Raw genomic sequence first — 12,313 nt, forward strand, 5'->3', positions numbered from 1 at the left:
ATGGATGATGATGATAAGGTGAACAGTATGCCTACGGATATGCTTGGACGCGAATATGAGACCTTCCCGGCGCCGGAACCGCTGAGACAGCACGGTCCCGCGAGGGTCATCGCCATGTGCAACCAGAAAGGCGGCGTGGGCAAGACCACGAGCTCCATCTCCATCGCCGGCGCGCTGAGCCAGTACGGACGCCGGTGCCTCATCGTGGACTTCGACCCCCAGGGCGCCGCCACCGTGGGCCTCGGCATCAACGCCAACACGGTGGAGAGGACCATCTACGACGCGTTGTTCGACGTGCGCATGGACGTGCACGATGTGGTGCGCCACACCGAGTTCGAGAACCTCGACATCATCCCCGCGAACATCGACCTTTCGGCCGCGGAGGTGCAGCTCGTCACTGAGGTGGGACGCGAGCAGATTCTCGCCAGCGTGCTTCGTCCGCTCAAGGACGAGTACGACGTGATCATCGTCGACTGCCAGCCGTCCCTCGGCCTGCTCACCGTGAACGCGCTGACCGCCGCCGACGGCGTCATCATCCCCGTGGCCGCCGAGTTCTTCGCGCTGCGCGGCGTGGCCCTGCTCATGCAGTCCATCGAGAAGGTCCAGAGCCGCATCAACCCGGACCTCAAGGTGTACGGCGTGCTGGTGACCATGTTCACGCGCACCCTGCACTGCGAGGAGGTCATGCAGCGCATCTACGAGGCGTTCCAGGACAAGGTGTTCCATACGGTCATCTCCCGTTCCATCAAGCTGCCCGACTCCACCGTGGCCGCGGCGCCCATCACGATCTTCGCGCCGGAGCACAAGACCAGCAAGGAGTACCGCGAAGTGGCCCGGGAGCTCATCGCCAACGGGGTGGTCGCCTGAACGGGGGCGGCGCGCCGGGAGAGGACGCGACGGCGGGCGCGCCGGCGTCCCCTGGGTTCTCTGTGGATCTGGACGTCTATGCGGGGCCGTTCGACGTGCTGCTCGGCATGATCGCCGACAGGCGCCTCGAACTGACCGAGATCGCGTTGAGCCGTGTCACCGACGAGTTCCTCGCCTACGCCCGCGGGCTGGACTTCACGGCCGACATGGACGAGGCTAGCGCGTTCCTCGACGTCGCCGCCGTGCTGGTCGAGGCGAAGAGCGCCGCCCTGCTGCCCGCGGAGGAGACCGGGGACGGCGGGGACGCGAGCGGCATGGAGGCGTTGCGCGAGCGTGACCTGCTGTTCGCCAGACTGCTGCAATACCGCGCGTACAAGAACGTCGCCGCCGATTTCCGCGCGCGTCTCGCCGCGAACGGCGGCAGCTTCGCGCATCCCGGGATCATGGACGACGCCGTGTCGGCCATGCTGCCCGATCTGGTGTGGACGACGGACCCCGCCGATCTGGCGATGCTCGCGGCGCGCGTGTTCGCGGATGCCCCGGCATCCGAGGTGAGCGTCCATCAGCTCCATGTGCCGTTGGTGGACCTCAGGGCGCAGGCGCGTCTGGTACGCGACCGTCTGCGCGGCGCGGGCGACGGCGGCTCCCTCACGTTCGCCGAGCTCATCTCCGACGCTTCGGATCGGGCCGAGGTGGTGGCGCGGTTCCTGGCCGTACTCATGTTCTTCAAGCAGGGAACGCTGCAGTTCAGGCAGGACGGGCCGTATCGCCCGCTGCACCTGCGGTGGATGCCGGGTGCCGGCGGCGACGCCGGCATGGACCTCGAGGAGGGGGATTTCGCATGATCGATGGACGGGGACGTACGGAGAACGCCACGGCGTCCGCCGCCGGGAATCTCGCCGTGGAGGATTTTCCGGGCGGGCTGAAGGCGTGCCTCGAGGCGGTGCTCATGGTGACCGACCGGCCGCTTCAGACCGGCGAGCTGGCACGGGTGCTCGGTGTGGGCGAGCCGTTGGTGGAGGAGGCGTTGGAGCGTCTCGCCGACTCCTACGAGGTGTCCCGCAGAGGGTTCGAGCTGCGGCGCGGCGTACGCGGGTGGCGGTTCGCAAGCCGCGCCGAATACGAGCCGGTGGTCCGCGCGTTCGTCACCGACGGACAGGCCGCGAGACTCAGCCAGGCGGCGCTCGAGGCGCTGGCGGTGATCGCCTACCGGCAGCCGGTGACGCGCGCGCGGGTGGCGGCGGTCCGCGGCGTCAACTCCGACGGCGTGATCCGCTCGCTCGCGGTGCGTGGCCTGGTGCGCGAGGACGGCACGGATCCCGAGACGCGCGCCGCGCTGCTGGTCACCACCGACGCCTTCCTCGAATACATGGGTCTCGATTCCCTCGGCCAGCTGCCGTCGTTGGCGCCGTTCCTCCCCGACGTCGGTGAGGTGATCGGCGACGGCGTCTGACGATCCCCCTTCGTCGTTCCGTGTTCCGCTCCGGCGGGGCCGCACATGCGCGGCCCCGCCGGAGCATTCGCATATCATGCCGTCGGAATCCTTGGAATTTCAGGCGTTTCCATTTATGGTCATTATGACCATAAATGGTGTTATGCTTCTTTCCCGATGACAGGCCATGGGCCGCGACCCAAGGTCACATGCAGGGAAAAGAGGTCCGGATGGGCATCGGCAACGTCTCCGAACGGCGTCTCGCACCGCCGCAGGTCGGCATCTCCGTCGTCATCCTCGCACTCGCGCCCGATCGGGACGAATCGGGGCGCGGACGGCTGTGGCTGCCGCTGGTCAGACGCGTGCGCCAACCGTATCTGGGGATGTGGGCGCTGCCCGGCGGCGGTCTCGCGGCCGACCGCACGCTCGAACGCTCCGCCTACGCGGCGCTCGAATCGACCACGTCCCTGCACCCGCGCTACCTGGAGCAGCTGTACACGTTCGGCGGCCCCGACCGCTCCCGCGGGGGACTGCCGATGGTGTCCATCGTCTACTGGGCGCTCGTCGGCCAGGCCGAGACGAAGGACCTCGTCGAAGCCGACAACGTCCGATGGTTCCCCGAAGACAAGCTGCCCGAACTCGCCTTCGACCACCGCCGCATCATCGACTACGCGCTGTGGCGCCTCAGAAACAAGATCGAATACCCGGACGTGGCCGTGCGCCTCGTCGGCGAGACCTTCACGCTGGGCCAACTCCACGACGTGTACGAGGCCATCACCGGCGAATCCATCGACCTCGCGAACTTCCGGCGGCGGATGCTCGCCTCCGGGGAACTTGAGGACACCGGCGCCAAGCAGCGCGTCGGACGACACCGGCCGGCGGCCGTCTACCGGTACGTCTCACCGCCGGCCGGACCCGCCGACGGGGAACGGCGCGACCTGTGGAACCCCGCGCAGTGGGCGTCGGAACCAACGCCGGATGCGGGACGCGACGGGCCGCATGGGCGTCGTCCGGACGCGCGCGAGGACGCCGACGCCCTGTCGGCGCTCGCACGCTGACCGTACGCCGACACACGCCGACACAAGCCAACCGTCCCGTTCCACCGCATGGAACGGGACATGCACGAAAGGAACGAACATGTCCTCAACCTTCACCGCGCCGTCCGTCGACGAGATCATCGCCCGGCTTGGCGTGCAAAGCACCTGCGACGCGGGCCTCACCCTCGACCCGTGGCATTTCGACACCACCAAGCCCAGCTACGGCCCCGGCGCCTCGATGCTCGACCGTCTGCCCGTGGGCGCGCCGCGCCAGCAGGTCCTGCCCGACGAATACCGCAACGCCTCCGAAGAGGAGCTCCAGAAGCGCATCGCCGACGCCAAGCGCCGCCTCGGCTCCAAGCTCCTCATCCTCGGCCACTTCTACCAGCGCGACGAGATCATCAGGCACGCCGACTTCGTGGGCGACTCCTTCCAGCTCGCCAAGAACGCGACCGAACGTCCCGACGCCGACCACATCGTCTTCTGCGGCGTCCACTTCATGGCCGAGACCGCGGACATCCTCTCCGCCCCGGAACAGACCGTGACCCTGCCGAACCTGTCCGCCGGATGCTCGATGGCCGACATGGCCGACATCGACCAGGTCGAGGAGGCATGGGAGCAGCTCGGCGCGATCTGCGGGACCAAGCCCGGCTCCGACGGCCTCCAGCCGATCGTCCCCGTCACCTACATGAACTCCTCCGCCGCCCTGAAGGCCTTCTGCGGGCGCCACGGCGGCATCGTATGCACCTCCTCCAACGCGCGCGCCGTGCTCGAATGGGCGTTCGCACGAGGCCGCCGCATCCTGTTCTTCCCCGACCAGCATCTGGGGCGCAACACCGCGCGCGCCATGGGCATCCCGCTGAGCCAGATGCCGCTGTGGGATCCGTTCAAGGCGATGGGCGGCGCCGACGACCCCGCCGACTACGCGAACGCCAGGATGATCCTGTGGAAGGGCTTCTGCTCCGTGCACCAGCGCTTCACCGTCGAGCAGATCGAACGCGCGCGCAAGGCGTACCCGGGCGTCAAGGTCATCGTCCACCCCGAATGCTCGATGCAGGTCGTCGACGCGGCCGACGGCACCGGCTCCACCGCATACATCGTCAAGGAGATCGCCAACGCGCCGGCCGGCTCCGCCATCGCCGTGGGCACCGAGATCAACCTCGTCAACCGCCTCGCCGCCCAATACCCGGACAAGACCGTGTTCTGCCTCGACCCGGTCGTCTGCCCATGCTCCACCATGTACCGCATCCACCCCGCCTACCTCGCCTGGGCGCTGGAGAACCTCGAACAGGGCAATATCGTCAACCGCATCACCGTCGACGAGGACACCGCCCGCGAGGCCAAGATCGCGCTGGAGCGCATGCTCCGCGTCCATCCGTGACGCTTCCGTATCAGGGGAGAAGCAATGAGCGATAGCGACATCATCGTCATCGGCGCCGGCGTGGCCGGCCTGTCCGCCGCACTCGCCGTGGCCGGCACAGGACACGACGTCACGCTGGTCACCAAATCCGAACTGGTCGAATCGAACACCTACCACGCGCAGGGCGGCATCGCCGCGGCCATCTTCGCCGACGACGACCCGAAACTGCACGCCGCCGACACCATCGCCGCCGGACACGGCCTGTGCGACCCGAAGGCCGTCGACATCCTCACACGCGAGGGCGCCGACCGCGTGCGCGAATTCGCCGCGCTCGGCGTCCGGTTCGACCGCGACGCCGAAGGACACATGCTGCGCGGTCTCGAAGCCGCGCACTCGCGCGCACGCGTCGTCCACGCCGGCGGCGACGCCACCGGCAGGATACTGGAACTCGACGTGTCCGCTATGGTGCGCGACAACCCGTTGATTCACATCGTCGAGCTCGCCTTCCTCAAGGACCTCGTCGTCAAGGACGGCCGCATCGCCGGCGTCGAGCTCCTGATCGACGACGATGACGCGCATGGGGCCCGGCCGGAGACGCTGACCGCGGGCCGCGTCATCCTCGCCACCGGCGGCGCGGGACGCATGTACCCGTACACCACCAACCCGGCCGTCGCCACCGCCGACGGGCTCGCCGCCGCATGGCGCGCCGGCGCCCAGGTCGCCGACCTCGAGTTCTACCAGTTCCATCCCACCGCGATGGCCGTCGGCGAACACTTCCTCGTCTCCGAAGCCGTGCGCGGCGAGGGCGCCGTCCTGCTCGACGAACACGGGCGCCGCTACATGAAAGACGTGGACCCGCGCGCCGAACTCGCCCCTCGCGACGTCGTCGCCCGAGAGATCTTCCGCGTCATGCAGCGTCAGAACGGCCGACCCGTCATGCTCGACGTCTCCCCGATGCGGAAGGAGAACCCCGACCTCGCCGCGTTCCTCAGACACCGGTTCCCGACCATCGACGCCTACACGCGCTCCCTTGGCTTCGACTGGAGCCGTGAGCCGATCCCCGTCGCGCCCGCCGCGCACTACTTCATGGGCGGCATCCGCACCGACCTCGACGGAAGGACCTCCATCCCCGGCCTCTACGCCGCCGGCGAATGCGCCCGCACCGGCGTCATGGGCTCCAACCGCCTCGCCTCCAACTCGCTGCTCGAAGGACTCGTCTACGGCCGCCGCGCGGGACTCGCCGCCGTCAAGGACGCGGCCGACACGGTGTGGTCGCCCGAACCGTTCCTCAACTCCGTGACCGGTGCGGCCTACGACGCGGCCCCGATCCGACTGACCGACCCTGCCGGCCCGGTTCCGACGGGCGCGCCGGACCGCGGCGGTGACCGCGTATGGGACCGCACACGCATCCAGCACACGATGTGGGACGGCGTCGGCGTCCTGCGCGACGCGGACGGGCTCATGCACGCCATCGACGCGCTGACGCAGGGACTCGCCGCGACGAACGTCGCCATCGAAGAGGCCGGGACCGCGGACGACGTCACCGCGCTGGAGAACCGCGACATGCTCACCGTCGGACGCATCGCCGCCGTGGCCGCGCTCGCCCGCACCGAATCGCGCGGCGCCCACGCGCGCACCGACCATCCGGAACCCCGCGACGAATGGGCGCACTCCGTCGCCTACGTCAGGGCCTGAACCGGAACACGAGGAGACCATCCATGCTCACCCAGCACATCATCCGCACCGCCGTCGAGGCGGCGCTCGCCGAGGACGCGCCCTACGGCGACGTGACCTGCGAGACCACCATCCCGGCGGACGAAACCGGCTCGGCCGCGCTCACCGCCCGCGAGGACGGCGTCATGAGCGGCCTCGACGTGTTCGCCGCCGCCTTCCGGGCGCAGAACCCACGCATCGAGACCGCGCCCGCCATCGCCGACGGCGAACGCTTCCACGCAGGGCAGATGCTCGCCACCGTATCGGGGCCCGTCAGGGACCTGCTGACCGCCGAACGCGTCGCCCTCAACTTCACCCAGCGCATGAGCGGCATCGCCACGATGACCGCCTCGTTCGTCAAAGCGGTGAACGCCATCTACGCGGACGGGTACGAGAGGGAGCACGGCCCGGTCGTGCGCCCCCGCCGCTACGCACGCACGCGCATCGCCGACACGCGCAAGACCACGCCGGGACTGCGCCCGTTCGAGAAATACGCGGTCGTATGCGGCGGCGGCCACAACCACCGCTACGGCCTGTCCGACGCGGTCATGATGAAGGACAACCATCTCGCCGCACTCGCCGCGCGCGGCATCGACCTCGCGGGCGCGATCAGCCGCGTGCGCGAACAGGTCGGACACACCACGCACATCGAGGTCGAAGTCGACTCGCTCGACCAGATCCCCGCCGTGGTCGAAGGCGGCGCCGACACCATCATGCTCGACAACTTCACGCTCGCCGACACACGCCGCGGCGTCGAACTCATCGACGGCCGCGCCATCGTCGAAGCCAGCGGCAACATGAGTCTCGAACGCGTGGCCGCCGTCGCCGCCACCGGCGTCGACGTCATCTCCGTGGGCGCCCTCACCCACTCCGTACGCTCCATCGACCTCGGACTGGACTGGCTGGAGGAACGTCCATGACCGACGACAAAGAGACACTGTATCTGGACGCGGCCGCCACCGAACCGGTCAGCCGGGACGTCATCGACGCGATGCTCCCGTTCCTGACCGACGCATACGCGAACCCGGCCAGCGTCCACCAGCCCGGCAAAACCGCCGCCCGCGCGCTCGACGCCGCCCGCGCCTCATTCGCCGCCGACCTCGGCGCCAAACCCGACGACGTGATCTTCACCTCCGGCGGCACCGAATCCGACAACCTCGCCGTCAAAGGCATCGCGATGGCGAGGATGCGGCGTCTCGGTCTGGGCGGCGACGCCGCCCGGCCCCCGCGCATCATCATCTCGGCGATCGAACACCCGGCCGTCACGCGGTCCGCCGAATGGCTCGCACGTTGGCTCGGCTTCGAAGTCGTGCGCATCCCCGTCGACGCGCAGGCGCATCTCGACCTCGCCGCGCTCGAACGCGCGCTCGACAGCGAGGCGGGGGAGCGGACCACGCTCGTCGCCACGATGCTCGCCAACAACGAGGTCGGCACCGTCGAACCGGTCGAACGCATCGTCGCGATCGCGCACGCGCACCACGTACCGGTCCACGTCGACGCCGTGCAGGCCGCAGGACTCATCCCCATCCGTATGCGCGACTGGGACATCGACTCGCTCGCCGTCTCCGGACACAAGTTCGGCACGCCCAAAGGACTCGGCGCCCTGCTCGTACGCGGGCGCGTACCCATCGAACCGATCCTCTCCGGCGGCGGGCAGGAACGGGGGCTCAGATCCGGCACGCAGAACGTGGCCGGCGCCGTCGCGCTCGCCATCGCCCTGCGACGTTCGAACACCCGCATGGCCGCGCACTACCGTGAGCTGGTCGCCTCGCGCGACATGCTCATCGACGCGGTCCGGCGCGTGGTCCCGCGCGCGGAGCTCACCGGCGACTCGGAACGCAGGCTTCCCGGACACGTCTCGTTCGTGTTCCCCGGCGTCACCGGCGAGGCGCTGCTCGTCGACCTCGACGCGCGCGGCATCGCCTGCTCGTCCGGCTCCGCCTGCGCGATCGGCCGCCATGAGATCCCTCCCACGCTCCTCGCGATGGGAATCGAGCCGGCCGTCGCCAAATCCGCCCTGCGCATGACCTTCCGCGAACCGTTGACCCGCGAGCAGATCGAGCGCGTCTCCCTCGCCATCGAGGACTCCTACACCGCCCTCACCCGAGGCTGACGCGGCACGGTCGGGCCGTATGGGTATCATCGTGACGGTTTGTGTCAGTGACAGGTGAAGAACCGAATCAAGTACCAGGCAGGCAACGTCGACGCCGCACGGCCGGAACGGCCGGCGCGCGACGGCGACCAACAAACTATCAGGCAAGTATCTAAGAGAGGTTTCGATGGCGGTTCGCGGTGATATCCGTAATGTGGCGATTGTGGCTCACGTCGACCACGGCAAGACCACGCTGGTGAACGCGATGCTCCAGCAGTCCCACGTGTTCAACGAGCGCGAGGAAGTGCCGGACCGAGTGATGGATTCCAACGATCTCGAACGCGAGAAGGGCATCACCATCCTCGCCAAGAACACGGCCGTGGAGTACACCGGCCCGCTGGCCGCCAAGTACGGCCACCCGGAGGGCATCACCCTCAACATCATCGACACCCCCGGCCACGCCGATTTCGGCGGCGAGGTCGAGCGCGGCATCTCCATGGTCGACGGCGTCGTGCTGCTCGTCGACGCCTCCGAAGGCCCGCTGCCGCAGACCCGCTTCGTGCTGCGCAAGGCCCTCGAGGCCAAGCTCCCGGTCATCCTGTGCGTGAACAAGGTCGACCGTCCGGACGCGCGCATCGAGGAGGTCGTCTCCGAATCCACCGACCTGCTGCTCGGCCTCGCCCAGGACGTCGCCGAGGAGGGCATCGACCTCGACCTCGACCAGCTGCTCGACCTGCCGGTCATCTACTGCGCCGCCAAGGCCGGCTATGCGTCCGCCAACCAGCCGGCGGACGGCGCCCTGCCGGACAACGACAACCTCGAGCCCCTGTTCGAGGACATCATCAAGTACATCCCCGCCCCGGAGTACGAGGAGGGCGCCCCGCTGCAGGCGCACGTCGCCAACATCGACTCCTCCGACTTCCTCGGCCGACTCGGCCTGGTCCGCATCTACAACGGCACCCTGGAGAAGGGCAAGACCTACGGCCTGAGCCGTGTCGACGGCTCCATCGAGAACTTCCGCGTGGCCGAGCTGCTGCGCACCCAGGGCCTCGAACGCCAGCCCGTGGCCTCCGCCGGCCCCGGCGACATCGTGGCGGTCGCCGGCGTCAACGACATCATGATCGGCGAGACCATCGTCGACCCGAACGACCCCAAGCCGCTGCCGCTCATCCACGTCGACGACCCGGCCATCTCCATGACCTTCGGCGTCAACGACTCCCCGCTGGCCGGCCGCGAGGGCAAGGACCACAAGCTCACCGCCCGCATGATCAAGGACCGTCTCGACCGCGAGCTCATCGGCAACGTGTCCATCAAGGTGCTGCCCACCGACCGTCCGGACGCCTGGGAGGTGCAGGGCCGCGGCGAGCTGGCGCTGGCCGTCCTCGCCGAGGAGATGCGCCGCGAAGGCTACGAGTTGACCGTCGGCCGCCCGCAGGTCGTCACCAAGAAGATCGACGGCGTGGTCAACGAGCCGATGGAGAACACCACCATCGACGTGCCCGAAGAGTACATGGGCACCGTCACCCAGCTGCTCGCCGACCGCAAGGGCCGCATGGACTCCATGTCCAACCACGGTTCCGGCTGGGTGCGCCTGCAGTTCACCGTGCCGTCCCGCGGCCTCATCGGCTTCCGCACCGCGCTGCTGTCCGCCACCCGCGGCACCGGCATCGCCTCCTCCATCTCCGCCGGCTACGCCCCGTGGGCCGGCCAGATCGTGACCCGCCAGAACGGCTCCATGGTCTCCGACCGCGCCGGCGTGGCCACCCCATACGCCATGCAGCGTCTGCAGGCCCGCGGCAACTTCTTCGTCGAACCGCAGTCCCCGGTCTACGAGGGCCAGGTCGTCGGCGTCAACAACAAGCCGGACGAGCTCGACGTCAACATCACGCTGGCCAAGCACATGACCAACATGCGCTCCTCCACCGCCGACGTGCTCGAGACCCTCACCCCGCCGATCAAGATGAGCCTCGAGGAGTCCCTCGACTTCGCGAACGAGGACGAGTGCGTCGAGGTCACCCCGGAGTCCATCCGCGTGCGCAAGATCATCCTCGGTCGCGAGGATTGGTACAAGTGGCGCGCCAAGCAGCGCCGCCAGAACGCGGCCCAGGCCGCCGCCCAGGGCAAGTGAGCCTGAACCTGGCCCAAGAGGTGGATTAGCGATAGAGGGAGTCTTCCGCGGATGCGGAGGGCTCCCTCGCGTATCTAGGGACGGTGTACAGTGGCCCGTATGACCACACAGCACGCCCCCAGCCCGCGCCGGGACCCGTCCGCCCCCTGGTCGCACCGGTTCGGCCCCGTGGGCCGTACGCTCGTCACGTTGGCGGCCGGCGCCGGCGCGGCGTTCTTCGGCACTCTCGCGCACCGCATGGGCGCCTCCGCCGACATCCCCTACGGGCTGGCGCTGGCGTTCCTCATCATCGGCCTGTCGACGTTCTGCGCCCGCGCGCGGCAGGGCGTCACCGGGCTCGCCCTGCACCTCATCGTCTCCTCCATCACGGCATGGGGGCTGGCGGTGGGAGGCGCCGGCGACGACGCGCTCGTCGTGGCGGGGTTCTCCACGCCGATGCCGTTCTTCAGCCAGCATGCCGGCTACATATGGCTGTACGGCGTGATCGTCGTGCAGGTCGTCATGCTCGCCCTGCCGTCGCGCTGGTTCGTCATTCCGCCGCGCAAGGCCGAATGAGTCCGCCGTACCTCGTCCGCGGACAGGGCCTCCCGTCCATATCCGGGCGGCGTCATCGGCGACGTCGTGCGGATGCCGGTACAGTGGTGCGGTATGACATGCAGGGAACTGTTCTATCTCGGGCCGGAAGGCACGTTCACCCATCAGGCGGCAATGGAGGCCGCGGACCGGTTGCGCCCGTCGGTCGGCGGGGGAGCCGACGCCGGTGACGCGGCTGTCGCCGACGGCTTCGACCTCGTCGCCCTGCCCGACGTCCCCTCCATCATGGACGCCGTCCAGTCGGGGCGCGGCTGGGGCGTCATCGCCTGGGAGAACAACGTCGAAGGCTACGTGGTGCCGAACCTCGACGCCCTGATCGACGCGACCGACATTGCCGGGTTCGCACGCGTCCGCGTCGACGTGACGTTCGACGCGTTCGCCGTCGCTGGCGACGACCCTCTGCACCGTTCCGGCGACGACCCCATCGTCGTCTCCGCTCATCCCCATGGTCTCGCCCAATGCAGGCGCTTCATCGCCGACCACGGGCTCAGGGCCGTGCCCGCCTCGTCCAACGCCGCCGCCTGTCGTGACCTGAAGCCCGGGCGCATCGCGTTCGGCCCACACATCTGCGGCGAACTGTACGGGCTCGACACGCTCGCCGAACGCGTGCAGGACTTCGACGGCGCCCACACCGAATTCCTCGTCCTCGCCCGACGTGATGAGGTACGCGACCTGTCCCGCCGGTTCCGCGAGGATGCCATCGGCGAATTCGAGACGATCATCACGCTGATTCCGCTCATCACCGGCCCCGGCGTCCTGGCCAACATGCTCGACGTGATGCGTGACGCCGGTCTCAACATGACCAGCTTCATGTCCCGGCCCATCAAAGGCACCGACGGCACCTACAGCTTCATCGCGACGCTCGACGCCGCCCCGTGGGAGCCGCGTTTCCGCACCCTGCTCGAAACCTTCGCCACACATGGCATCTGGCTCAAGACGCTCGCCGTCTACCCGCGACGTGACCGGCCCAGCCCCCCGGTCGAGGCGTGGCGGCTGCCGGAAGGCGGCGTCCATCTCGACGCGATGCGCATCGAACCCGACTGGGAGCATACGGACAAGGCCGGAAGGGAACTGCTGTGGTAGACGCCGG

The 12,313-nt window shown here is 68.8% G+C and carries 11 protein-coding genes; all 11 read left to right on the forward strand.

Annotated elements, in window-relative coordinates:
* Positions 1–27 precede the first annotated feature (27 nt).
* The 11 genes from KIH78_RS00080 (at position 28) to KIH78_RS00130 (ending at position 12,306) form a co-directional block, all read left to right on the forward strand.
* The gene (locus tag KIH78_RS00080; RefSeq protein ID WP_219130742.1) at positions 28–867 is read left to right on the forward strand and encodes a ParA family protein; all 840 of its coding nucleotides are present in this window, start codon (positions 28–30) and stop codon (positions 865–867) included.
* 62 nt (positions 868–929) lie between these two features.
* Positions 930–1,712, forward strand: a complete 783-nt coding sequence (locus KIH78_RS00085; RefSeq protein ID WP_420830086.1) for a segregation and condensation protein A — start codon at positions 930–932, stop codon at positions 1,710–1,712.
* The gene (scpB, locus tag KIH78_RS00090) at positions 1,709–2,320 is read left to right on the forward strand and encodes an SMC-Scp complex subunit ScpB (RefSeq protein WP_219130743.1); all 612 of its coding nucleotides are present in this window, start codon (positions 1,709–1,711) and stop codon (positions 2,318–2,320) included. Before KIH78_RS00085 ends, scpB begins: the two co-directional genes overlap by 4 nt.
* A gap of 209 nt (positions 2,321–2,529) precedes the next feature.
* Positions 2,530–3,357, forward strand: coding sequence for an NUDIX hydrolase (locus KIH78_RS00095; protein ID WP_219130744.1), 828 nt, complete (start codon positions 2,530–2,532; stop codon positions 3,355–3,357).
* 79 nt (positions 3,358–3,436) lie between these two features.
* Positions 3,437–4,717 (forward strand): quinolinate synthase NadA, encoded by a 1,281-nt coding sequence (gene nadA, locus KIH78_RS00100; RefSeq protein ID WP_219130745.1) that lies wholly within the window; start codon positions 3,437–3,439, stop codon positions 4,715–4,717.
* A gap of 24 nt (positions 4,718–4,741) precedes the next feature.
* Positions 4,742–6,391 carry an L-aspartate oxidase gene (locus KIH78_RS00105; protein WP_219130746.1) on the forward strand — a complete coding sequence of 550 codons (1,650 nt, stop codon included), beginning with the start codon at positions 4,742–4,744 and terminating at the stop codon, positions 6,389–6,391.
* 23 nt (positions 6,392–6,414) lie between these two features.
* Entirely contained in the window at positions 6,415–7,329 is a 915-nt protein-coding gene (gene nadC / locus KIH78_RS00110; protein WP_219130747.1) for a carboxylating nicotinate-nucleotide diphosphorylase, read from the forward strand.
* Positions 7,326–8,522 carry a cysteine desulfurase family protein gene (locus tag KIH78_RS00115; protein ID WP_219130748.1) on the forward strand — a complete coding sequence of 399 codons (1,197 nt, stop codon included), beginning with the start codon at positions 7,326–7,328 and terminating at the stop codon, positions 8,520–8,522. Before nadC ends, KIH78_RS00115 begins: the two co-directional genes overlap by 4 nt.
* 166 nt (positions 8,523–8,688) lie before the next feature.
* Entirely contained in the window at positions 8,689–10,629 is a 1,941-nt protein-coding gene (gene typA / locus KIH78_RS00120; protein ID WP_214313008.1) for a translational GTPase TypA, read from the forward strand.
* Positions 10,630–10,728: 99 nt separating this feature from the next.
* Positions 10,729–11,184, forward strand: a complete 456-nt coding sequence (locus KIH78_RS00125) for an alcohol dehydrogenase (RefSeq protein WP_214313009.1) — start codon at positions 10,729–10,731, stop codon at positions 11,182–11,184.
* A gap of 93 nt (positions 11,185–11,277) precedes the next feature.
* Complete coding sequence (locus tag KIH78_RS00130) at positions 11,278–12,306, forward strand: prephenate dehydratase (RefSeq protein WP_219130749.1); 1,029 nt, start codon at positions 11,278–11,280, stop codon at positions 12,304–12,306.
* Positions 12,307–12,313 lie beyond the last annotated feature (7 nt).

This window comes from Bifidobacterium saguinibicoloris (genome assembly GCF_019331725.1).
Taxonomy (GTDB): Bacteria; Actinomycetota; Actinomycetes; order Actinomycetales; family Bifidobacteriaceae; genus Bifidobacterium; species Bifidobacterium saguinibicoloris.